Annotated in this window: 17 protein-coding genes, 1 pseudogene and 1 CRISPR repeat array; of the genes and pseudogenes, 14 read left to right on the top strand and 4 right to left on the bottom strand. The window is 67.3% G+C overall.

Features of this window, described 5'->3' with window-relative positions; all coding sequences use genetic code 11:
• Positions 1-60 precede the first annotated feature (60 nt).
• From ATI37_RS02235 to ATI37_RS02225, 3 genes and pseudogenes are all read left to right on the top strand, one after another.
• Positions 61-2,961 (top strand): ATP-binding protein, encoded by a 2,901-nt coding sequence (locus ATI37_RS02235; protein ID WP_117236924.1) that lies wholly within the window; start codon positions 61-63, stop codon positions 2,959-2,961.
• Positions 2,939-3,304 (top strand): response regulator transcription factor, encoded by a 366-nt coding sequence (locus ATI37_RS02230; RefSeq protein ID WP_117236923.1) that lies wholly within the window; start codon positions 2,939-2,941, stop codon positions 3,302-3,304. The genes ATI37_RS02235 and ATI37_RS02230 overlap by 23 nt, the downstream gene beginning before the upstream one ends.
• A gap of 59 nt (positions 3,305-3,363) precedes the next feature.
• Positions 3,364-4,440: pseudogene (locus ATI37_RS02225) on the top strand (TRAP transporter substrate-binding protein).
• A gap of 185 nt (positions 4,441-4,625) precedes the next feature.
• On the opposite strand, the gene ATI37_RS02220 reads toward ATI37_RS02225, so the two are convergent.
• The 3 genes from ATI37_RS02220 to cas1 form a co-directional block, all read right to left on the bottom strand.
• Positions 4,626-5,831, bottom strand: coding sequence for a TIGR02710 family CRISPR-associated CARF protein (locus ATI37_RS02220; RefSeq protein ID WP_117236922.1), 1,206 nt, complete (start codon positions 5,829-5,831; stop codon positions 4,626-4,628).
• 9 nt (positions 5,832-5,840) lie between these two features.
• Entirely contained in the window at positions 5,841-6,116 is a 276-nt protein-coding gene (gene cas2 / locus ATI37_RS02215; RefSeq protein ID WP_117236921.1) for a CRISPR-associated endonuclease Cas2, read from the bottom strand.
• Between the two features lie 56 nt (positions 6,117-6,172).
• A CRISPR array of direct repeats spans positions 6,173-7,406; the repeat unit is 36 nt; unit sequence GTTGCAATCCCCTTACGGGGCTAAAGGTTCTGCAAC.
• A 363-nt stretch (positions 7,407-7,769) separates the two neighbouring features.
• Positions 7,770-8,717, bottom strand: a complete 948-nt coding sequence (cas1, locus tag ATI37_RS02210; RefSeq protein WP_117236920.1) for a CRISPR-associated endonuclease Cas1 — start codon at positions 8,715-8,717, stop codon at positions 7,770-7,772.
• A 69-nt stretch (positions 8,718-8,786) separates the two neighbouring features.
• Between cas1 and cas10 the strand changes: the two genes are divergently transcribed.
• From cas10 to cas6, 7 genes are all read left to right on the top strand, one after another.
• A complete protein-coding gene (cas10, locus tag ATI37_RS02205; RefSeq protein ID WP_117236919.1) occupies positions 8,787-11,201 on the top strand; it encodes a type III-A CRISPR-associated protein Cas10/Csm1 in 2,415 nt (804 codons plus the stop codon).
• Complete coding sequence (csm2, locus tag ATI37_RS02200) at positions 11,202-11,603, top strand: type III-A CRISPR-associated protein Csm2 (RefSeq protein ID WP_117236918.1); 402 nt, start codon at positions 11,202-11,204, stop codon at positions 11,601-11,603. It begins immediately after the preceding gene.
• Positions 11,604-11,613: 10 nt separating this feature from the next.
• Complete coding sequence (gene csm3 / locus ATI37_RS02195; RefSeq protein WP_117236917.1) at positions 11,614-12,345, top strand: type III-A CRISPR-associated RAMP protein Csm3; 732 nt, start codon at positions 11,614-11,616, stop codon at positions 12,343-12,345.
• A 171-nt stretch (positions 12,346-12,516) separates the two neighbouring features.
• The gene (gene csm4 / locus ATI37_RS02190) at positions 12,517-13,221 is read left to right on the top strand and encodes a type III-A CRISPR-associated RAMP protein Csm4 (RefSeq protein ID WP_232822418.1); all 705 of its coding nucleotides are present in this window, start codon (positions 12,517-12,519) and stop codon (positions 13,219-13,221) included.
• Positions 13,218-14,345 carry a type III-A CRISPR-associated RAMP protein Csm5 gene (csm5, locus tag ATI37_RS02185; RefSeq protein ID WP_198665487.1) on the top strand — a complete coding sequence of 376 codons (1,128 nt, stop codon included), beginning with the start codon at positions 13,218-13,220 and terminating at the stop codon, positions 14,343-14,345. Before csm4 ends, csm5 begins: the two co-directional genes overlap by 4 nt.
• Positions 14,338-15,741, top strand: a complete 1,404-nt coding sequence (locus ATI37_RS02180; RefSeq protein WP_117236915.1) for a TIGR02710 family CRISPR-associated CARF protein — start codon at positions 14,338-14,340, stop codon at positions 15,739-15,741. Before csm5 ends, ATI37_RS02180 begins: the two co-directional genes overlap by 8 nt.
• A gap of 90 nt (positions 15,742-15,831) precedes the next feature.
• A complete protein-coding gene (gene cas6 / locus ATI37_RS02175) occupies positions 15,832-16,575 on the top strand; it encodes a CRISPR system precrRNA processing endoribonuclease RAMP protein Cas6 (RefSeq protein WP_117236914.1) in 744 nt (247 codons plus the stop codon).
• Here the strand turns inward: cas6 and galK are convergent.
• Complete coding sequence (galK, locus tag ATI37_RS02170) at positions 16,561-17,604, bottom strand: galactokinase (protein WP_117236913.1); 1,044 nt, start codon at positions 17,602-17,604, stop codon at positions 16,561-16,563. The genes cas6 and galK overlap by 15 nt on opposite strands.
• Positions 17,605-17,775: 171 nt before the next feature.
• Between galK and ATI37_RS11560 the strand changes: the two genes are divergently transcribed.
• The 4 genes from ATI37_RS11560 to ATI37_RS02150 all read left to right on the top strand — a co-directional run bounded on the left by ATI37_RS11560 (position 17,776) and on the right by ATI37_RS02150 (position 23,077).
• A complete protein-coding gene (locus ATI37_RS11560) occupies positions 17,776-18,030 on the top strand; it encodes a hypothetical protein (protein ID WP_157969072.1) in 255 nt (84 codons plus the stop codon).
• A gap of 686 nt (positions 18,031-18,716) precedes the next feature.
• The gene (locus ATI37_RS02160) at positions 18,717-20,033 is read left to right on the top strand and encodes an aminotransferase class III-fold pyridoxal phosphate-dependent enzyme (RefSeq protein ID WP_117236912.1); all 1,317 of its coding nucleotides are present in this window, start codon (positions 18,717-18,719) and stop codon (positions 20,031-20,033) included.
• Positions 20,034-21,698, top strand: coding sequence for an ABC-ATPase domain-containing protein (locus ATI37_RS02155; RefSeq protein ID WP_117236911.1), 1,665 nt, complete (start codon positions 20,034-20,036; stop codon positions 21,696-21,698).
• The gene (locus ATI37_RS02150) at positions 21,698-23,077 is read left to right on the top strand and encodes a PucR family transcriptional regulator (protein ID WP_117236910.1); all 1,380 of its coding nucleotides are present in this window, start codon (positions 21,698-21,700) and stop codon (positions 23,075-23,077) included. Before ATI37_RS02155 ends, ATI37_RS02150 begins: the two co-directional genes overlap by 1 nt.
• The last annotated feature ends 15 nt before the right edge of the window (positions 23,078-23,092 follow it).

The following is a 23,092-nucleotide window of genomic DNA, read 5'->3' as shown; positions in this document are numbered from 1 at the left end:
AAGTCTAAGATATTCCCTCGCCCCTGGCAACCCCGGTCCCCATGCTACCATTGGGGCAGGATGCGCCTTGTGGGGCAGATGGAGGTCCTGGCCCGGTTTCAGCGGGCGCTTCTCAGGGACCTCGAGCCCACCCAGATTCTCAGAAACCTTCTGGAGGTGGCCACGGAGGAGGGCGTGGAACGGGCAGCCCTCTTCCTCTATCACCCCAGGACCCGGGAGCTGGTGGGCGAGGTGGCCTCGGGGCGCGGGCGGCACTACACGGTCTCCGCCATCGCCCTACCCCTCTACCAGGGGGGCCCGGTGCAGGAGGCCTTCTTCAGCGAGAGCCCCCTGAAGCGTCAGGAGGCGTGGCTCCTGCCCGTGGTGGGGGAGGGGGATTTTTGTTGGGCGGACCCCGAGGGGCGTTGCACGGAAAGGCCCCGGGCCACCCGGGCCACCCGGACCTTGGTCTGCCCCTCCTGCCACCGGTTCGCCGCCAAGGGGGTGCTGAGCCTCGAGGGGGTCCCGCAGAACCTGGTTCCCCTCCTCCCCCTTTTGGCCCAGCTCACGGCCCTAGCCCTGAAAAACGGGGAGCTTCTCGCCGAAAGGAACCAGGCCCTGGCCCGGCTTTCCCGGCACGCCGATGCCCTTTCCCACGTGATGGCCCTGACCCGGGAGGTGGCGAAAGCCCTGGAACCCGGGGCTGTTCTGGAAACCCTGGCCCGGGCCCTGGTGGAGCGCTTCGGTTTCTATCGGGCTACCGTAGCCCTGGTGCGGGGGGAGTTCTTGGAGGGGCACCTCACCGTCAAGGGGGGGCAGGTCTACTGGACCGAGGGGCGGAGCCGCATCCGCCTAAGCCTGGCCTCTTCCCCCGACCCCATGGCCCGGACCGCCCGGGAGCGGCGAAGCCTCCTCGTTCCCCAGGAGGTCCTGCCCGAGGAGGTGGCCCGGGAGGCTGGACCCAACGTGGCCTATGTGCCCGTCCTGGCCGAGGGGGGTGGGGAGAGGGTTTTGGGGGTGCTGGCCTTGGACCACGGTCCCGGGGGGCCGCCCATCGCCGAGGAGGACCTGCGCTACGTGGAGCTCCTTGCGGGGGCGGCCGGGGTGGCCTTTCGCAACGCAGAGCTCTTCCGCGAGAAGACCCAGCTTTCCCTGGCCTTGGCCGCGGAGAGGGAGCGGCTTTCCGAGGTGCTGGAGGAGCTACCCGACGGGGTGGTGGTCCTCTTCGACGAGCGGGGCTTCGCCAACGGCCGGGCCCGGGAAATCCTCGGCCTGGGGCTAGAGGTGGCCTTGGAGGACCTGCCCGCAGCCCTAGCGCCGGCCCTCGAGGGGGGGCGGCTGGAGCTCTCCCTGGGCGGGAGCGCCTACAGCGTCCGGGGGCGGAGGGTGGGGGAGGCCCAGCTTTTGGTCCTCCACGACATCAGCGAGCGTTCCCGGATGGAGCGGGCCCTGAGGGAGCAGGTGACCTTCACCCAGACCTTGGTGGACCTGGCCCGGGAGGCCCTGAGGCAGAGGGACCTGGGGGCCCTGGGTGAGGCCATCACCCTTCGCCTAAGGGGCCTCTTCGCCGCCGATGAGGGGCTTCTCGTCTCCGAGGAGGGGGGGCGGGAGGAGGTCCTCTTCGCCACCTGCGCCCTACCCGAAAACCTTCCCCGCCCCAACCTCCTGGAGCGGGCCCTGGCCCAGGAGGCCCCCTTGGCCGTGGAGGGCTTGGGTCCTGGGGACTGCGCCCTGGCCGGGGCCCTGGGCCTAAGGAGCGCCCTGGTGGTCCCCTTCCGGGCAGGAAGCTTCCGGGGGGCACTCCTTTTGGGCTTTCGCAGTGAGCGGCGCTTTTCCGATAGGCTTCTCGCCAGGTTCCGCCAGGTGGGCACCCTCCTGGCCCTGGTCCTGGAGAAGGCCCGTTTCCTGGCCCTTCTGGAGGCGGAGGAGGCCAGGCTCAAGGCCCTTTTGGAGCACGCCCAGGACGTGGTCTACGTCCTGGACCAGGAGGGGCTGGTCCGCTTTGTCTCCCAGAGCGTGCGCCCCATCCTGGGCTACGACCCCGAGGGATACAAAAAGGCCCTCATCCGGGCCCTGGACTTCGTCTACCCCGAGGACCGGCCCCAGGCGGAGGCCCTTTTCCGGGAGCTTCTGGCCCGGCCGGGGGAGGTGCGGGTGGCGGAGTTCAGGGTCCTCCACGCTGGCGGGACCCCCATTCCCGTGAGCGCCTGGGGCCGGAACTTGCTCCAAGACCCCCGGGTGAGGGGGGTGGTGGTCACCCTGAGGGACCTGAGGCCCCACCTGGAGGCGGAAAGGGTGAAGGGGGAGTTCATCGCCGCCGTGAGCCACGAGCTCAGGACCCCCCTAGCCGTCATCATGGGCCTGGCGGAACTCCTCAAGGAGGAGGGCCTTTCTCCTTCTGCCCAGGAGTCCGTGGACCTCATCCTAGAGAGCGCCTTCCGCCTCAAGACCATGGTGGACAACCTCCTGGATACGAGCCGCCTCGAGGCGGGCCGCTTTGAGGTGTCCAAGCGTCCGACGAGCCTAGGGCCCCTCCTCCTGGACCTGGCCAAAAGCTTTGGGGGGGTGGCCCGGCTTTCCGGGGTGGACTTCAGGGTGGAGGTGGCGGAGCTTCCCCTCCTGGAGGCCGACCCCGACCGCGTGGTCCAGGTGGTGGGAAACCTCCTCGCCAACGCCTTCAAGTTCACCCCGCCGGGTGGGGAGGTGCGGCTTAGGGCCTTTGCTAATGGGAAAAGCGTGGTCCTGGAGGTGGTGGACACTGGCCCCGGCATCCCCAAGGAGGAGCTTCCCAAGCTCTTTGGGCGCTTTGCCCGCGCCGGGAACGCCCGGGCCCGGGGGGTCTCCGGCACGGGCCTGGGCCTTTTCATCTCCAAGCACATCGTGGAGGCCCACGGGGGGCGGATAGAGGTGGAGAGCGAAGAGGGCCAGGGAAGCCTCTTCCGGGTTATCCTACCCCTGTATGGCCCGGATTCTCCTGGTTGAGGACGAGCCCCTGGTGGCCCACACGGTCCGGCGCATGCTGGAAAAGGCCGGTCACCAGGTGGACTGGGTCCCCTCGGGCCAGGCGGCCCTGGAAAGGCTAGGGGAGGCCTACGACCTGGTGGTCTGCGACCTGGTGATGCCGGGGGTTTCGGGCCTCGAGGTCATCCGCCAGGTGCGGGCCCGCGGGGCCACCCCGGTCCTGGCCCTTTCCGCTAGCGTCTCCACAAAGAGCCAGGAGGAGGCCCTCGAGGCTGGAGCCCAAGCCTTTTTGGGAAAGCCCTTTGAGGGCCAGGCCCTCCTCGCCCAGGTGGGCAGGCTTCTCCGGGAGGGAGAAGGGGCATAGCCATTTGGGTTCAGGTGGCCGCACGGGGTGGTAGCATATAAAGCCCATAAGGAGGGTATATGCAAAGGCGGGTCTTTCTGAAGAAGGCGGGAGTGGGCCTGGGGTTGAGCCTCTTTTATGGGGCCCATGCCCAGGCCGCGCCCTCGGTCCGCTGGCGCCTGGTCTCCAGCTACCCGAGGAGCCTGGACACCCTCTACGGGGGGGCTGAGGACCTGGCCCAGAGGGTCGCCGAGCTCACAAGGGGCCGGTTTTAGATCCGCGCCTTCCAGGCAGGGGAGATCGTCCCCGGGGGGCAGGTGCTGGACGCCGTTCAGGCAGGGACCGTGGAGGCGGGACACACCTATGGCCCCTTCTACATAGGTAAAAACCCCGCCATCGCCTTTGACGGGGGTGTGCCCTTCGGCATGACCTACCGCCAGCACAACGCCTGGATGCGCTATGGCGGCGGTTTGGAACTCCTGCGGGAGGTCTATGCGGATTTCGGGGTCCTCCAGTTCCCCGGGGGGAACACCGGGGCCCAGATGGGGGGCTGGTTCCGCCGGGAGATCCAGACCCTATCCGACCTCAGAGGCCTGCGCATGCGCATCCCTGGCCTTGGGGGGGCGGTGATGGGGCGGCTTGGGGTGGTGCCGCAGACCCTGGCGGCGGGGGATATCTACCCGGCGCTGGAGCGGGGTACCATCGACGCCACCGAGTTCTCCGGACCCTACGACGACGAGAAGCTAGGCTTCCACAGGGTGGCCCGCTACTACTACTACCCCTCCTTCTGGGAGCCCAGCGCCCAGCTCTCCTTCTTAGTGAACCAACGGGAATGGGCCCGCCTACCCAAAGAGTTCCAGGAAGCTTTCCAGGTAGCTGCCGCTGAAGTGAACCTCACCATGATGGCCAAGTACGATGCGCAAAATCCTCCCGCCTTGCGGCGCCTCCTCCGGGCGGGGGTGCGCCTTAGGAAGTGGCCTGCGGAGATCATGAGGAGGGCCTTTGAGGAGGCCCGGGCCCTCTATGAGGAGCAAGCAGCCCGGGACCCCAACTACCGGAGGATCTACACCGCCTACTGGGCCTTCCGCCAGGAGCAGTTCCGCTGGTTCGCCGTGGCCGAGCTGGGCTACGAGACCTCTGCCTTCCCCGCTCTTTAGGGCCGCCCCGTGCTGGCCCAAGCCAGCATGGAAGGTTCCCAAGGGGCCCTTCTAAGCCGGCAGAGCGAAGGAACCAGGAAGAAAGGGCATTAATCCGCCTTTTTGGGGCGCACGGCGCTCGCCTCCCACCTTGCCCTGGGGAGGACCAGGCTTGGTTGTTCCATGCCCCCCGTCTATCCCCAGGCCTAGAACTTGGGCCAGGGGGGCAGGGGCCTAAGCCGCTCGTCCATGCCCTGGAGGAAGTCCCTCAAGGCCTCGTACTCCCCTTTTTCCACGGGCCTGGTGCCGTGGGCCAGGATGCTCTCATGCCGCTTCTGCAGGAGGGCTTGCAGGCGGTTCTTCTGGCCAAAGAGCCTCTGGGCCAGGGTCCCCGCGGCCCCAAAGGCCAGGTCCAGTTCAAAGGCCGCCTCCAGGAGGTCCATGAGGCCCCTGGGCTTCAGGATGCGCTCCCTCAAGGTCTCGGGGAAGCCCTGGGGCCAGGTCCTGGGGTCCTTGAGGAGGAAGCCCAGGCGCTCCTGGACGTCCGCCTCCACGGCCAGCTCTATGGCCCGGTAGAGGCGGGCCAGGGCGTCGTCGTAGCGGCCCACCTCCGCCCGGCGCTCCGCGTTGGCCAGGAGGTCCTGGAGGAGGGGAAAGGTGGGCCTGCCCCCCGATCCCGCTAAGGCCTTCAGGGTGGGAAGGGCCTCCTCCAGCCCTTTCAGCACCCGCGCCTTGGCCCCGTGCCCCCAGGCCTCCGCCACCGCCAGGGCCACGGGCAGGCTTGGCGAGAGCCTTTCCCAGGCCTCCCGGTGGCGGAAGCGGTCCCACTCCAAAAGCCCCTCCACCACGCCCTTCATGGCCTCGTAAAAGCGCCTTTCCGAGGGGGAAAGCTCCTTCCCTAGGAGAGCCTCCAGCTCCCCCAGGGCCACCCCCAGGTTGAGGGCGTTCCAGGCCCGGGTGAAGGCCTGCCACTCCCTTAGGCCCAGCCGGGCGGTAGGGTCCTCCAGGAGCCTAAGCCGCTCCGCTCCCGAAAGGACCCGGCCCGTGGTGGGGTCCCGCTTTTCCCCGCCCACGTAGCTGAAGGTAACCCCCCTCCCCGTGAGGGCCAGGACAAGCCCCGCCGCCATGGGCTTGGTGGCCCCGGTGAGGTCGGCGATGAGGGCGGTGGCCTCCCACTCCAGGGCCTTTTTAAGGGCCCTGGTGGCAGCCTGGTAAGCCTCCATGAGGCTTTCCGCATCCTCCAGAAGGAGGGTGTGGTGGCGGAAGCTCCCTTCCCAGGTCTTCAGCACCTCGGCCACGGTGGTCTGGCTCTGCTGGCTGGCCAGGAAGACCACGCCCTCGGGGGCGTGCTCGGCGATGGAGACCTCGAGGGGCTCCTTTGTAAACCCCACGGTGAGGATGAGGACCCGCATGGGTCCATTCTAGACCACCACGAAGGAGGGGTCTTGGGCCCCAAGAGGCCCCCCGCCCAGCACCTCCACCTCCCCACGCACCGGGTAGAGGCGGAGGGCGTCTTGGCCCAGGTCCAGCACCCGCCGAGCCCGGGCCTTCAGGTCCTGAAGGAGCTCCTCGTCCAGGTAGCACTCAAACACGGAAAGCTGGACCCTTTCCCCATAGCTCTTCAGGAGGTTCGCCAGCTTAACCCTCCGGGTGTCGTCGGCCACGTCGTAGGCCACCGCGTAGAGCCGCTTGGGCATAGGGGCATTTTACCCCAAGGCCCTGACTCCTGGGATGCAAGCGTCAGTGTTCGCGTGTATCTATCCCCTTACGGGGCTAAAGGTTCTGCAACATCTGGCCCCGAATCTCCTCTGGCCCCGCTTGACCTCAGGTTGCAATCCCCTTACGGGGCTAAAGGTTCTGCAACTGGTGACGGTGAGCAAGGGCCGGGGGGACCACTTCGAGTCGCAATCCCCTTACGGGGCTAAAGGTTCTGCAACTCTCCCCAACGTCTCCCACATCCTGGCCCAGATAGTGATGTCGCAATCCCCTTACGGGGCTAAAGGTTCTGCAACACGAGTCCGCCAAGGAGTGGGTGGAGTTGCGGGAAGGGTTGCAATCCCCTTACGGGGCTAAAGGTTCTGCAACCCTTGGCCCTCCATGAGGAGCTCCGCCCGCACGTCCTGTTGCAATCCCCTTACGGGGCTAAAGGTTCTGCAACGAGGTGTGATCCACCCTCTCCTCCTCAAGGAAGAATGGGTTGCAATCCCCTTACGGGGCTAAAGGTTCTGCAACACGGGGGGCGTCCTCCCCGCCGGCCAAAGGCCGGTGGTGGGTTGCAATCCCCTTACGGGGCTAAAGGTTCTGCAACGCGTAGATCTGTTGCCTGGGGTCGCCCACCGCAATCAGTTGCAATCCCCTTACGGGGCTAAAGGTTCTGCAACAGGAGACCCCCTCGTCAAAGGTAGCGTGGAAGTGGGATGGGAGTTGCAATCCCCTTACGGGGCTAAAGGTTCTGCAACTGGGGTGGAGATCCCCTTCAACCGGGTAACCGTGACCTGTTGCAATCCCCTTACGGGGCTAAAGGTTCTGCAACCCACCCAAAACCGCAGGGTATCGTTGGCGAAGTAAAACAGTTGCAATCCCCTTACGGGGCTAAAGGTTCTGCAACACTACATGCTCCGCAACGACTCCGAGGTCCTGAAAAAACTGGGTTGCAATCCCCTTACGGGGCTAAAGGTTCTGCAACAAAAGGCCCTGCAGGATAGGGACTTCGGTCTACTCGCCAAGTTGCAATCCCCTTACGGGGCTAAAGGTTCTGCAACCCGTGGTGGGCCATGGAGGCCTTGGACGAATACAAAAGTTGCAATCCCCTTACGGGGCTAAAGGTTCTGCAACCGATAAGGAAGACGACGCGGTAGTTTACCGCATCTATGAGTTGCAATCCCCTTACGGGGCTAAAGGTTCTGCAACCTTCATGCAAGAAGGCCTTGAGCAACTGAACCTGGATCTTGGTTGCAATCCCCTTACGGGGCTAAAGGTTCTGCAACTCTACCCCTCTAAGAATCCCGTCCTGGACGGGGCCGCCGGAGGGGGGGTTTATGAGAAAGATGAAGTTTGGAATATGCATAAGGCGAATAACGGGGGTTTTTGGGGGTTTGTGCCCATGAAATCACACAGGAGAAAGGGCCGATGAGAAGATGAAAACGCATATTGCCCATCCCCAAGGGAAGAACTGGCTTTCAAGGTCCCCACCCGGAGGTCCGGGTTAGGAAAAGTATAGCACACATAGCAACCTTAGACGGGGTCAAAAAGTAGGTGAAAAAGCGGCCTGCCAAAGGGTCTTCGTTTTTCAAAGCGCGAAGAAGGCCGTTTGCATCGCAATTTTGCTGATAAGTGTAGTAAAGGCCCCGCTACCGCCAGAGGTAGAAGGGGGTGTACGGCCTCCGCCCCAGGAGGGCCGCCTTCAGGCGGTGGGCCTGGAGCTCTATGAGCTCCCCGTAGGTCTTGCGGAAGCCCAGAGGGTGGGTGGCCTCCTCGGCGAGCCGGGCCTCCACTAGGGCGATGAGGCGCTTCTTGCCCTCCTCGTTCAGGTACACGCCCCCCTGCCGGGGCTCGGCGTGGGCGGGGGTGAGCTGGTCCCGGCGGAAGGCGGCGAGGACCACCTGGTCCACCACGGGCACGCGGAACTCCTCCATGAGGTCCAGGGCCAGGGCGGGGTTCCTCCGCCCCTCGGCGTGGAGGAAGCCCACCTCCGGATGGAGCCCAGCCAGGCGCACCGCTACCAAAACGCGCCCCAACAGGAGGGTGTAGCCATAGGAGAGGGCGGCGTTCACGGGGTCCTTGGGGGGCCTCCGGGTTCGGCCGGAGAAGCCGTGGGGGCCCAAAAGCTCCGTCAGCCCGGCGAAGTAGGCCCGGCTTCCCAGGCCCTCTGTCCCCCGCAGGGCTTCCAGGGTCCGGGCCCTTTCCACCTGGGCCAGGGCTTCCTTCACCGCCACCGCCTGGGCAAGCCCATAGCGGGAGAGGAGGGCGTGGGCGGAGCGGAGTTTCCCCGTTACGAAGGCCCGGGCCAGGGGAAGGGAAGGGGCGCTAAGCTGGGCCCGGAGGTGGGTGGGGTCGGGGTCGGCGGAGGGCCCGGCCACGCCATAGAGGAGGCCCTCCTGGGAGAGGTAGAGGACGGGGACCCCCTGGCGCAGGAGGAAGGTGAGGGCGGGGGTGGAGAGGCGCACGTGGCCCCAAAGGGCCACCTGGCGCACCTGGCGGACGGGGAAGTCCCCTAGGGTGGTTCCGTCCTTTTCCAGGAGGAGGCGGCCCGCCCTAAGCCGCAGGGTGGCCCCTTGGTGGGTGAGGTGCAGGGTCATGGCCCATGTATACTGCGGCATGTGCAAATGTCACATGGGGGGCGGAAGGATGGGTATACTCTGGACGGCATGAACCGGGATGGGCTGGACCTAGCCCTGGCGGGTCTCCTTCACGACGTGGGCAAGCTCTACTCCCGGGCCCGTTGGGGGGAGTGGGACGAGGGGATGCCGGACCGCACCCACACCGCCTACACCGCCGACTTCGTGCGCAGGCACGCCGCCTTGTTCCAAGGAGCGGGCTTGGACCTCGAGGGCCTCGCCCAGACCGCAAGCCGCCACCACGAGGGCTGGCGGGACCGGCCCCAGTACCAGCCCCAGACCCCCGAGGCCTGGTGCGTGGCCTTGGCGGACACCTACGCCTCCAAGGAGCGGGAGGAGGGTGGGGAAGGGGGAAGCCCTCCGGAGGTCCCCCTGAGGCCCCCCTTCAGCCAGCTCCGCCTCCAGGGGAAGGAGGGAAGGGGAGGGGGGTACCTTCCGGTGGACGAGGGCCGGGTGGGCCTCGCCCCTGGGGCCCTCTACCCGTCCGCCTCCCCCCAGGTGAGCAAGGACACCTACAGGCGGCTTGTGGAGAGGCTGGAGGAGCGCTTGCGGGCCATGGCCCACCTCTCCCTGGGCAAGGAGGCTCTCCTCGCCAACTTGGCCCTGGCCTTCCAGGAGGTCCTCTCCCTGGTCCCCGCCGACACCCAGTCCGAACCGGACGTGAGCCTCTACGACCACCTGCGCCTCACCGCCGCCATCGCCCACGCCCTCTGGCTCTACCACGGGGGGAACCCCTCCGTGGAGGACCTGCGGCGGGATGGGGAGAAGTTTTTGCTGGTGGTGGGGGACCTGGGGGGCATCCAGGGGCACATCTACCGCATCTCCGGGGCGGAGACGGGGGTGGGGGGGATCGCCAAGCGGCTCAGGGCCAGGAGCCTGGAGGTGAGCCTGGCGGCCGAGACCATGGCCTTGGGGATCCTCCGGCGGCTCGGCCTGACCCCCCTGAACCGCATCATGGGGGCGGGGGGCAAGTTCTACCTCCTTCTGCCCAACACCCAAGAGGCCTCGAGGGCCCTGGCGGAGGCCCAGGAGGCCTGGGAGCGGTGGGCCTTGGAACGGGGAGGAAGCCTGGTGCCCCACCTGGCCCACCTCGCCTTCCGGGGCGCGGACTTCGCGGATTTCGGTGCCCTCCTCGGGCGGGTTCACGGGGAGCTGGCCCGGGCCAAGCTTAGGCCCTTCACCGTGCTCCAAAGCACCCAGGAGGCGGTGAGAAAGGCCCTAAGGCCCTGCGCCGCCTGCGGCCTCCGGCCCGCCCTCCGGGACGAGCCCGGAAGCCTCTGCGGGGACTGCCAGCGGGAAAAGGAGGTGGGGGGGCTTCTCCCCAAGCGGGACCGGGTGGGGTTCCATTCCAGGGAGGCCCCAAGGCCCTTCTTCGCCTTTCCCGGCCTAAAGGTGGCCCTGGAGGAGGGGCCTGGGGCCCTCCACGCCTTCCGGGCGGACCTGGACTTCTCTCCCCGGCCCACCCCCTCCGAGGTGAAGCCCCTCCTGGGCCACCTCCCCCGGGTGGCCCACGCCCTAAGGGTCAAGGGGATGTCCCTGGAGGAATACACCGCCTGGGCCCGGGAGGAGGGGCTTTTGGAGGAGGAGGAAGGAGGGGAGGACCGGGTCCTCACCTTTGGGGAGCTGGCGGCCCTTTCCCAAGGCGCCCCCTACCTGGGGGCCCTCATGCTGGACGCCGACCGGATGGGGGAGGCCTTCGCCACCGGGTTCCGCAGGGAGGGGCGGGACCTAGCCAGCCCAAGCCGCATCGCTGCCCTCTCCCGCACCCTGGAGGTCTTCTTCGCCACCGAGGTCCTCACCCTCATCCAAAACCCGGGCCTCTACGCCCAGCGCCTGGGGTGGGATGCCCTCGAGGCCAGGCGGAAAGGGGAGGGCTACCCCCTCATCTACAGCGTCTACTCCGGGGGGGACGACCTCTTCCTCCTAGGCCCTTGGAACGTCCTCTTGGACTTCGCCCTGGACCTGGAACGGCTCTACGGTCTCTTCACCCAGCACGAGGCCCTGACCCTCTCCGGGGGGTTTGTCCTGGCGGGGCCCAGCCTGCCCATCCCCGAGCTTTCCCGCCTCCTCACCCGGGCGGAGAAGGCCGCCAAGGAGGCGGGGCGGGGAAGGCTCTTCCTCTTCGGCCAGGCGGTGCCCTGGCGGGAGCTTCCCGGGCTTAGGGCCCGGGCCGAAGACCTTTCCCGCGACCTTCGGGAGGGGAGGGTCTCCCAGGCCCAGGCCTACCGGTGGCTGGCCCTATGGCGGCGGTTGTGGGGGCAGAACATGGACGAGGGGGAGAGGATGCGCTACAAGCCCCTCCTGGCCTACGCCCTGAGGCGGGTCAGGGAGCGGGACGAGGGAGCGTGGAAGCGGTACCTAAGGCTTTTGGACCATATGGACCCCGTCTGGCTCCACCTGCCGGTCTGGGTCCAGTGGGGACTCTATTTGGAAAGGGAGGCGTGAATGCCGGCGTTGGAGTTTTTCAAGGACAAGGAGCGGGGGGTTCTAGACCCCAAGGTTTTTGAGCGGGCGCGGGAGGTGGCCGAGGGACTCGCCAAGGGCAAGCTCAGCTCCAGCCAGTTCCGCAATTACTTCACGGAGCTCCGGGCCCTGGAGAGCCGCTTTGAAAGGGACCGCAAGGGGGACGAGGCCTTGGCCTTCGCCCGCCTCGTGCCCCAGCTGGAGCTCCTCAAGGCCAAGCTCTTCTACAACACCCGACCCAAGGGCCCCTTAAAGGAAGCCAAGGAGTTCGTGGAGTTCATGGAGGAGGCCCTGGAGGCGGGCAAGCGGAGCCCCAAGGACTTTGAGGCCATGATGAAGTACGTGGAGGCGGTGCTGGCCTATTTCTACGCCTCGGGGAAGTAGGAGGACGGGGATGAAGCTCAAGAAGGTGATCCGCATCCGCTCGGTGCTCCTGGCTAAGACGGGCCTCAGGATCGGCATGAGCCGCGACCAGATGGCCATCGGGGACCTGGATAACCCGGTGATCCGCAACCCCCTCACCGACGAGCCCTACATCCCGGGCTCCAGCCTCAAGGGGAAGCTCCGCTACCTCCTGGAGTGGTCCCTGGGGGGGGACTACATCCTGAAGGCCAAGGACAACCACGTCTACGCCTCCCCCGACCCCAAGGACCCCGTGGCCCGCATCTTCGGCCTCGCCCCGGGGAACGACGAGGCCTCCTTGAGGGTGGCCCGGGAACGGGGCCCCACCCGGCTCCTGGTGCGGGACGCCTACCTTCTGGAGGACTCCAAGCGGGAGCTGGAGCGCACCACGGCCCGGAGCGGCCTCTACACCGAGATCAAGCAGGAGGTCTTCATCCCCCGCCTGGGCGGGTATGCTAACCCCCGCACCACGGAGAGGGTACCCGCGGGGGCCCGCTTCGGCGTGGAGATGGCCTACCGCGTCCTGGAAGACCTGGACGAGGAGTACTTCGGAAAGTACCTGCTGAGGGCCCTGGAGCTACTGGAGATGGACGGCCTGGGGGGGCATATCAGCCGGGGGTACGGCCAGGTCTACTTCCTCCACCCGGAAAAGCCCCTCGAGGCCCAGGAGGGCCTTCCCCTAAGGGACAGGCTACTTTTGGAGGAAGTGGCCCTCGAGGGCTAGCATGCGGGCGACCCTTTTCCGCCTCTATTTCCAAGGGCCCCTCAAGGAGCTTCCCCGGGCGCCCACCCTTCTCGGCCACCTCCTCTGGTGGTACCGCTACATCCACGGGCGGGAGGCCCTGGAAGGCCTTTTGGAGCGCTTTCGCCAGGACCCCCCTTCCGCCTTTCCAGCGTGTACCCCGAGGGCTGGCTCCCCAGGCCCAAGGTCCCCCCGGTCCAGGTGGAGGACACGGTGCTCCGCAAGGCCTTGAAAAACCTGAGGCTCATTACCCTGGAAACCTTTCAGAAGGTAGCCGAGAAGGGGGAGGAGGCCCTTTTGGAATCCCCGGAGGTGCAGGGCCCCAAGGCGCCGCCTGAGCCCCGGCGCCTCCGCCGGAGCCGGGTGGGCATAGAGCGGGCCACGGGGGCGGCCAGAAGGGGCATCCTCTTCACCCAGGAGCTCCTCTTTCCCGACCCCAGGACCCCCTACGCCCTCTACATGATGGGGGAGCCCCCCTTTGAACTGCGGGACGCACTCGCCTTTGTGGGGGAGATGGGCTTTGGCGGAGGGGCCAGCGTGGGCCTGGGGCGTTTTAGGGTGGAGGGCCCCTTTGGGGCGGAGCTCCCCGAGGCCCAAGGGGCCAACGCCTACGCCACCTTGGCCCCTGGCCCCCTGGAGGGGGCCCTTTACTACGAGCTGGAGCCCCACTGGGGCCGCCTGGGTGGCGGGTACGTGGGGGCCAGGCCCTTCAAGAGCCCCTACTTCCGCACCAGGGAGGGGAGCGTGTACCGGGAGGCCAAGGACCTCCTTCTGGACACCACCCCCGAGGAGCCCCCTGAGGCAGGGGCCAGGGTATGGGAGTTCCTGGGGGTTTTCCCCTTGGGGGTGAGGGTATGAGCTTTCTGGAAGCCTTTCGCTTGGAGCTCGAGGCCCTAAGCCCCGTGCATGTGGGTACGGGGGAGACCTATCCCGCCTACGCCTACGTACCCGATTTCCAGAAGAAGGAGGTCCACCTGCTGGACCCCGGCACCCTTCTCCTCGCCCTGCCTGAGGCCAGGCGGCGCCAGTACCTGGAAAAGGTGGCCCAAGGCCCCAAGGCGGCCCAGGAGGTCCTGCGCTACCTCTACCAGGAGGGTCAGCTCCCTCAGGAGGCCGTGGTCCGAACCCTCCCCGCCAGCACGGCCTTCTTGAATACCATCCAGAAGGCTACGGAAGAGGCCCTTTTGGAGTACCGGCCCCTTCCTTATTCCCCCTTAGGCCCGTACCTGCCGGGTTCCAGCGTCAAGGGGGCCCTGCGCACCGCCTGGCTCTTCCAGGTGTTGGTGGAAGGGGACCAGGTGGCGGAGTTTGACGGAGGAGCCTGGCGTTTGCGGCCAAGGCGAGCTCAGGAGGAGGTCCGCATCTATCCTCCCCGGGCCCTGAAGCCCAAGAAAAATCAAGAGCAAAATCAAGCTTTTGAAGCCGTGGTGCTTGGATACGCCGGGAATGGGAGGCCTGACCTCTACCGGGACCCCTTCCGGGCGGTGCGCCTCACGGATTCCGCCCCCCAGGAGACCTTCTTGAACCGCATTGGGGTATTCCACCCAAAGAAGGACACCACGGGCCTGGTCCTCCTGGCGGAGACCTTCCGCAAGGGGAGCCGCTTCACCCTGGGCTTCCGCTACCACGGGGGCTTAAGCCGCCACAGGGGGGTGTCCATGCCCATCCCTCCAGAAGCCTTGGTGAGGGCCCTGCGGGAATACTACGGGCGCGTGGCGGAGTGGGAGCGGGACTTCGCCGAGGACCACGGGCTTAAAAACGCTCTCAAGGTCTACGAGGAGCTCTTTTCTCGCCTGGAGGACCCGGAGGTCTTCCCCCTGAGGGTGGGCTTTGGCTCGGGCCGCCTTTCCCTAAGGCTTGCCCTTCTCCTTCCCGAGGACCACCCTGAGGCCCAGGAGCCCAAGACCAGGAAGACCGTGGGAAGCCAAAACCCTCGGGATGGATTGCCGTTAGGCTGGATGGTGGGGAGGTTCCATGCCTGAGGACCTGCAAACCCTCTGGGAAACCTACAAACAGGCTGTCCGCGCTGGCGGCGATCGCGAGGGCCTGTACCAGGAGATGGTCTGGCCCCACCTCCTGGCCAAGTGGCGGGAGGCCCCCGAGGTCTACCCGGACCGGAAGACCTTCGCCGTGTCCGTGCACACCCTGGGTACCAGCCCCGAGGCCACCATCCTGGCCATCCTGGGCACGGGGGCCGGGCGGGTCTACGTGCTCCACACGAAGGAAAGCGCCCAGCATCTGGAGCGCCTACGGGCAGACACGGGTAGGGCCATCCAGGCCGTGCAGGTGGGCAAGAGCGACGTGACCGCCATCTACCGGGAGGTGAAGCGGCTTTTGGACGAGCACGGGGATGTGTCCTTGGCCCTGGACCTCACGAGCGGCACCAAGGCCATGAGCGCGGGCCTGGCGGCGGTGGGCTTCTTCTTCCGGCGCTTTTACCCCAAGGTGCGGGTGGTCTACGTGGACAACGAGGACTATGACCCCGAGCTCAGGCGTCCTAAAGCCGGGACGGAGAAGCTCGTTATCCTTAAGGACCCCCACGAGGCCTTGGGAGAGGTGGATGCCCTCTTCGCCAAAGAGTTTTACCAAAAGGAGGAGTTCCCCCGGGCGGCGGCCTACTTCGGGGAGATGGTCGGAGGGACGGGTAATCTGCACTGGAGTCTTTACAAAGAGCTGGTGGAGATGTACGCCGCCTGGCGCGCCCTGGACTTCGCCGAGGCCCAAAAGAAGGGCAAGAGCCTTTTGGTTCGCCTTTCTGAGAATGCCTGGCTGGACCACCCGCTCAACCAAAACCGAGCTTCCTTGCGAAGCCAGGTGGACCTTTTGGAGGCTGTTAGCCACTTCCTGGAGACCCAGGACCTGGGGAGGAGGGAGGGCGTGTATGGCCTGGCCCGCTCCCTAAGGCTCCTTTCGGAAAGGGAGGAGAGGCCGGTTCTGGCGGCCCTCTACGCCTACCGCGCCCTGGAGCTCCTCCTCCAGGAGAGGCTCTTTTCCCTTTACGGACGGAGGGCCGAGGAGCCGGACCTCACCCCGGAGGAGGAGGCCCGGCTGCGGAAGGCCCTCGCGGAGCTTACCCGAAAGCCGGAGGCGGAGGTGGAGCTTCCCCGAAAGCTGGGCCTCTTGCATCTCCTTGCCCTCCTTCGGGCCCTTGAGGACCCCCTCCTCTCCCGGAAGGGCTTGGACAAGCTCCAGGGCCTGGTGGGCGTCCTGCAGGCCAGGAACTCCTCCCTCCTCATCCACGGGTTGGACGTGCCCAAGAAAGGGCAGATCAAGCCCCTGAAGGAGCTTGTGGGGGAGCTCCTTCAGGACCTCGAGGCCAGGCTGAAGGGTAGCCGCCTCTTGGGCGTGAGCCTGGAGCCCGTGCCCCTGGGGTTCTGATACCACCCCGTGCTGGCCCAAGCTAATAGGGGCCCTGGCAGAAGGTTTCCAAGAGGCTTTTCTGAACTGGCAGAGCGGAGGAAGGAGAGAATGGTCCTGGCCGCCATGGTCCTGGTGCTGGAAGGGGAGGGGACGCCTGAGCCCCTGGGCCTCCGGGGCTTCTTCTACACCCTCCTCAAGGAGGCCTTTCCCGAGGTGCACGACCAAGGGGAGAACCCCTTCGCCCTGGGCTTCGGGGTCTGGAGGGGCCAGCCTTGGGCCCGGGTGAGCCTCCTTAAGGAGGAGCTCTACGCCCGGCTTTCCCCAAAGCTCTTTGGCCTCGAGGGCCAGGAGGTGCGCCTGGGCAGGCCCTACCGGGTGAGGGCCGTCTTGCAGGAAGGCCACCCCTGGGCGGGCCTCACCACCTACCCCCGCCTTTTCCAGGGGCCGGGAAGCCCCAACCTGCCCCTGCGCTTCCACACCCCCACCTTCTTCCGGCGGAAGGGGGTCCAGTACCCCCTTCCTGAGCCGCGCCTGGTCCTGGAAAGCCTCCTGCGCAGGCTGGAAGCCTTCGGGCCCTTGAGGGCTCCCGAGGGGGTGCGGGAGGGCCTTTTGGAACGGACCACGGTGCGCTTCCTGGAGGGGAGGACCCGGATGGCCCGGGCGGAGGTGGACACCGTGGGCTTCGTGGGCCGGGTGGTCTACCACCTTCCCAGGGCCACGGAGGAGGAGGCCCTTTGGCTTACCGCCCTGGGCCGCTTCGCCTTCTTTAGCGGGTTGGGGGCCAAGACGGGCCTAGGTTACGGCCTGGTGAGGCCTTACGCGGAGGCTTCGCCGGAGCTAGAGGGTCCTTAGGCTGGGAAAGCGGGCCTTTAGGGCCTCCTGGAAGGCGGCGTAGCGGGGGGCCTCCACCAGGGCCACCACCGCTCCCCCAAACCCCGCCCCCGTGAGCTTGGCCCCCAGGGCCCCCGCCTTTAGGGCCTCCTCCACCAGGGCGTCCAGCTCGGGGAGGCTCACCTCGTAGTCTTGGGCCAGGGAGCGGTGGCTTTGGGTCATGAGCTCCCCGAAGGCCCGGGCGTCCCCCCGCCTTAGGGCCTCCACGCCCCTTAGGACCCTGAGGTTCTCCCCTACGATGTGCCGGGCCCGCCGGTCCAGGGGGGAGGGGAGGCTTTCCACCAGGCAGAGGTCGGCCACGTCCCTTAAGGCCCGCACCCCAAGCCGCCTCGCCGCCTCCTCGGCCTCCCGGCGCCGCTCATTGTAGCCGGCTTCCGCCAGGCGGCGGCCCAGGCCCAGGTCCAGGACGGCCACCCGGGTTCCCGGGGGGAGGGGGAGGTTCTCGTGGGCCAGGGTGCGGGTGTCCAGGAAGAGGGCCTTGCCCGCCTCGCCAAGGCTCGCCGCCATCTGGTCCATGATGCCGCAACGCACGCCCACGTAATCCACCTCGGCCTTTTGGGCCAGCAGGGCCACCTCCCGGTCAGAGAGGGGTAAACGGTAAAGAAGCCTCAGGGCCTTGAGGGCCGCCACCTCGAGGGCCGCGGAGCTGGAAAGCCCCGCCCCCATGGGCACCTGGCTCCGCACGTAGAACCGGGCCCCGGGCACCCCATGCCCCGCCTCCCTAAGGGCCCAGACGACCCCCAGGAGGTAGTCCAGGAAGTCCCCTTGGGGGGGGCTTGTGAGGGGCCTGGCGCGAAGCTCCTTGAAGTTCTCGCTGTAGGCCTCCACCCGGCCCTCGGCCCTTCCTGCCTCCACCTGGGTGCAGTGGGGGAGGGGGGTGGGGAGGACGTAGCCCTCCTGGTAGTCCGTGTGCTCGCCCAAGAGGTTGACCCGTCCCGGAGCCTGGGCGCTGGCCTCGGGAAGGGCGCCGAAGATCTCCTTGAAGCCCATGCCCCCATTATGGGCAAAGGGCCCTCAGGTTGCCCTCCAGAAGGTCCAGATAGCTTCGGGCTTCATCGTCCAGGGCCTCGGTGGAGACCCTGCGGGATCCAGGGGGCAAAGCTCTTTGGCGATGGCCTCGGCGTAGGTGGGGTCCGGCCAGAGGCAGGGGTCGCAGGGGCCGTGGGCGTGGTCCTCTCCGTGGGCTTCCTCACGGATGGCGCCCTTCTGCCCCGGGGGGTGGCGCCTGTGGAGACCCCGCTGGCGGTGGAACCCTTTCCCAGGGTTTTGGGCCTTTTCGGAGCCCTCCTCTGCCGGGGGCACGCGGAGGGGGTGACGGACCGTCTCCACGGCTTCGCCTTGGATCTGCCCGGGGGGTGGAAGGTGGTCCTGGCCGATGGGGGGCCTCCTCCGCTTCCTGGAGTTCCTGGGGTCTGACCGGCGCCCAGGGGGGAGAGCCTCCCTCCCCAGTCTTCCCAGCGGCCAAAGGGGAGGGGGCCCTCCAAGTGGAGAACATTTACCTCAACGCCATGGCCCTTTCCGGTCCCCTTGGGGGAGACGCCACCACTGCGCCGGGAGGCCTGAGGGGGTGCCAGCCTAGGCCTAGGGGCTTCGGGTCTGGGAAACCGGGGCTTCTTGGCAGGTACAGAGGGCGAATCCCTTCCAGGGCCAAAGCCGTGTGGCCAGGTACTTAGAATGACTGCGGGAAACTTGGCAACGGCAGATGGAAATGCTTCTCGTGGCCATGGGCCGTGGGGTGGGATTGGTTCCACACTTGGCGGGTACCCTTTTCCTGGAGGCCTCCCACGGGTCCTTCCCGCGGCAAGGCGTAAGGAACCTTTAGGTATTCCCCTCTTTGGCCGCCGCTGAGGCAGGGTGAGGAGTCCGATGCTTTGGATGCGCCACTCCCGGACCAACCTCATTCTCCGACCAGACCCACGCCCGTGAACCGACCACGGGGGAGACCTTCCGCCTCCAAAAGCGTTCCTTTGAGATGGGGAGCTTCTGGCGAGAACCCGTCTTTGGGGGAATCCTGGGGGGTGTGGAACGGGGGGCAGGCTGGAGGAGTCCCTGTGCGGGCTTCCGGGCACTGGCGGTGAGGGTCTTGGCGTATAATCCCCGCCATGGACCTCAAGGCCCTCCACAGGCGGCACGTCCTCACCCCCTGGCTTCCCCAGGGGTCCCTGGACCCGCCCCTCGTGGTCCGGGGGGAGGGGGTCTGGCTCTACGACGCCCAAGGGGGGCGGTACCTGGACCTTTCCTCGGGCCTGGTGGCGGCCAATCTGGGCCACGCCCACCCCAGGATGGTCCGGGCCATCGCCGAGCAGGCGGCCACCCTGGCCTACGCCGCCCCAAGCCTCTTCCACGACAAGAGGGCCCTCTTGGCCAAGGCCCTCTCCGACCTTGCCCCCTGGCCCGAGGGGGCCCGGGTCTTCTTCACCCCCTCGGGCGCCGAGGCCAATGAGGATGCCCTCAAGTTCGTCCGCCACCTCACGGGGCGCCCCAAGGTCCTTTCCGCCTACCGCTCCTTCCACGGGGCCACCCATGGCGCCGCCGCCCTCACCGGGGAGAACCGCAGGTGGCCCGCCGAGCCCGCCATCCCCGGGGTGGTCCACTTCTTCGCCCCCTACCCCTACCGGAGCCCCTTCTACACCGAGGACCCCAGGGAGGAGACCCAGAGGGCCCTAGACCACCTGGAACGGGTCCTCCTCCACGAGGACCCCAGGCGGGTGGCCGCCCTCTTTCTGGAGCCGGTGGTGGGCTCCAACGGGGTCATCGTCTACCCCGAGGGCTACCTGAAGGGGGTGCGGGAGATCTGCGACCGGTATGGGATCCTTCTGGTCTTTGACGAGGTCATGACGGGGTTTGGCCGGGTGGGGACGGGCTTCGCCGCCCTGCGCCTTGGGGTCGTGCCGGACCTCATCACCTTCGCCAAGGGGGTGACGGGGGCCTACGTGCCCCTAGGCGGGGTCCTGGTGCGGGAGGGGCTGGCCCAGGCCTTTGACGAGGTCCCCCTGCCCACGGGGCACACCTACTCCGGCCACCCCCTGGCTGTGGCCGCGGGCCTAGCGGCCCTCGAGGCCTACCGGGAGGAGGGGGTCTTTGCAAGGGTAGGGCGGCTTGAGCCCGTTTTCCTCGAGGCCCTAAGGTCTCTGGAGGCCCATCCCTGGGTGGGGGAGGTGCGGGGGGTTGGGGCCTTCTATGGGGTGGAGCTGGTGCGGGACCGGGCCACCAAAGAACCCCTTTCCCCCTGGCACGCCCCCTATAGCCCCCCCATGCAGGCCCTCCTCAAGGCCCTCCTCCAGGAGGGGGTCTACCTCTTCGCCAAGCACAACGTCCTCATCCTGGCCCCGCCCCTCACCATCCGGGAGGAGGAGTTCCGGGAAGGGGTGGAGCGCCTGGGCCGGGCCCTTAGGCGGGCGGGGGTGGAGGTGGGCTAGGTGCGGCGCTACGGCGACCTCCTGGCCCTTCTGGCCTCCCTGGAGGGCCGGCCCTACCCCTTCTACAAGGACCTGAGGGGCCTGTGGCAGGGGGAGGGGTTTACCCTCCGCTTCGTCCATGTCCAAGGGGACCCCTTCGCCACCCCCAGCGTCCTGGAGGTGCGCTACCCCGAGGGGAGGGTGGCGGGGCTTAGGGTTTATGCCCGCCCCGAGGGCCAGATCGCCCTGGAGGACTTCCTCCTAAGGAGCCTCAAGGCCCGCCTAAAGGCCCTCCCCCGGATCGGAGGAAGCGGCCACTCGGGGGAGGTTCATGTGGCCGTGGAGAGCCCCAAGGTCCTGAAGCGGGCCGGGGCCCACTTGGGGGAAGGGCTCTCCTTGCGCTTCCGCCTAGGGCTTCCCGCCCAAGGGCGGCGCATCCTGGGCAAGGAGGCGGCGAGGCTCTTTGGGGCCCTGGAGGGGCACCTTAGGGGCTTTCTGGAGGACCTGGACCGGGGGGTCCTCCTGGCCCACGTGCGCCAGGCGGAGGACTTCGCCCACATCCAGGAGCGGCTTCCCGAAAGGGGCCTCGTGGCCTTCGTGGGGGAGGGGGCCATCCTCCCCCGGGAAAGCGGGGTGAGCCAGAGGCCCCTCAAGGGGGCCATCCCCTTCCAAAGCCCCCCTTCCCTCCGGGTCCGCTTCCAGGTCCCCCACCGGGGAGAGGTCCTGGGCATGGGGCTTCCCCGGGGCCTCACCCTCATCACCGGGGGCGGGTTCCACGGGAAGACCACCCTCCTCGAGGCCCTGGTCCACGGGGTCCACCCCCACGTTCCCGGGGACGGGCGGGAGTGGGTGGTGACCGAGGCCCTGGCCCAAAGGGTCCAGTCCGAGGACGGGAGGAGCGTCAAGGGGGTGGACCTCAGGCCCTTTGTCCACGACCTCCCCTTGGGCCAGGACACGGCCCGCTTCTCCACCGAGGACGCCTCGGGCTCCACCAGCCTGGCGGCGGCCATCCTGGAGGCCTTGGAGCTTGGGGCCCGGACCCTCCTCCTGGACGAGGACACCTCGGCCACCAACCTCCTGGTGCGGGACGCCCGCATGCAGGCCCTGGTGCGGCGGGAGACCCTCACCCCCCTCCTGGACCGGGTGGGGGACTTTAAGGTCCTGGGCGTGAGCCTGGTCCTGGTGGTGGGGGGCGTGGGGGACTACCTGGACCTGGCGGACACCGTGGTCCTCATGGAGGAGTACATCCCCAAGGAGGTGACGGGGGAGGCCAGGGCCATAGCCCGGGGCCACCCCACGGGCCGCCGCTACGGCGAGCCCCGGTATCCCTTTAGGGTCATGCCCCGGGCCCCCCTGCCCGAAAGCTTTGACCCTAGGCGGGGAAGCCGGGAACGGGTCAAGGGCCGGGGCGTAAAGGAGCTCCTTTACGGGGAGGAGGTGGTGGACCTCTCCGCCCTGGACCTCCATGAGAACGCCCAGGTGCGCCTCCTGGGGGCCCTTTTTCGCCGCCTCCAGGGCCTCGCGGACGGCAGGACCCCCCTAAAGGCCCTGGTGGAAAGGGCCTTGGAGGTGGAGGACCTCTTCGCCTTGGAGGAGGCCCCGGAGCTGGCCTTCGTGCGCCCCCTGGAGCTTGGGGGGGCGGTGAACCGCCTGAGGGGGCTTTTGGTGCGTCAGGTGGGGGGGTAATGCCGGGCCTTCCCTTGGCCGAGCTTTTACAGCTTCCTTCCCTTGCCCGGGCCCGCCTCTTGGCCGGGGACCCAGGGAGGCGGGTGAGCTGGGTTCACGTGGTGGACCTGCCCGAGCCTGCTCCTTGGGTTCGGCCTGGGCAGCTTGTCCTCACCACTGGGTACGCTTGGCCCCGGGAAACCTCGGCTCTGAGGCGCTTCGCCCAGGAGCTTGCAGTAGCGGAGCCCGCCGCCATCGCCTTGGCGGTGCCCCAGTTCTTTGAAGCTTTTCCCGAACCCGTCCTTTCCGTCCTGGCTCAGGCGGGGGTGGCGGTGCTGGAGCTTCCTTGGGAGATACCCTTTGCTCAGGTAAGCGAGGAGGTTCTAAGGCGGCTTCTGGCCCAGCAGCTGGAGGTGCAGAAGAGGGCCCAGACCCTGCACCGAGCCCTGATGGCCGCCCTCTTGGAGCGGGAAGACTTGGCCTCTTTTCTGGCCCAGCTTTCCCGCCTCATGGGAAAGGAGGTCCGCTGGAGCGAGGTTCCTGGGGAAGGGTTTTCCGTGCCCGTGCCCTTGGGTCGGGGGCCGGCTGGGTATCTGGTCCTAGAGGGGACAGCAGAGGAGGTAGAGGCTCGGGCCTTGGAAAACGCCGCCCTGGTAGCCGGGCTTATCCTTGCCCATGAGCGGGCCCTGGCCGAGCGGGAGGCCAGGCTTGGATACGCCTTTTTGGATGCCCTTTTGGAGGGGCGGCAGGAGGCCCTCACCCTGGAGCGGGTGCGGGCCTTTGGCCTGGACCTGGAAAAGCGGTACCGCTTGGGCGTCGCTCACCTTCCCCTGAGCCTTCCCCTTTCTGAAAGAGGCTTCCAGGAGCGGGAACGGGCTTTGGGGGAGGTGAAGGACTTCCTGGCGGCTTCAGGGGTGAGGCCCGTGGTTTCCTTGAGCCTAAACCAGTTACGCTTCCTTCTGCCTGAGGTATTTGATCCCAAAGCCTTTTTCCAAAGCCTGGGCCGTCCTTGGCCTCTCCACTTCTCCCGCCCCCACCCGCTGGACCGCCTAGTCCAGGCCTTGGCAGAGGTGGAACGCCTTCGGGTTTTCGCCCAAGAGGGAGTCTACCTTTACGAGGATCATCTGGTCCCTCGCTTCCTTCTTGGGGACCCCGAGTCCCGCCAAGAGCTTTTAGACATCCTTCGCCCGCTGCCTAGGAGGGAGCGGGAAGCCTTGCTGGCCTGGGTTTGGGCGGGGTTCCGCTTCCAGGAGGCGGCCAGGACTTTGGGGGTCCACCCTAACACCCTGCGCTACCGCTTGAAGCGGCTAGAGGAGCGGTTGGGACTCTCCCTGGAGGATCCCGATAACCGCTTTCTCCTGGAGCTGGCCGCCCGGATTTGGTCACTTCAAACCAATTAGAGCGCCGGACTTTGT

The sequence above is a fragment of the Thermus sediminis genome (genome assembly GCF_003426945.1).
GTDB lineage: Bacteria > Deinococcota > Deinococci > Deinococcales > Thermaceae > Thermus > Thermus sediminis.
The sequence above is the reverse complement of the archived record's forward strand: the minus strand, read 5'-3'. Positions and strand labels throughout refer to the sequence as shown.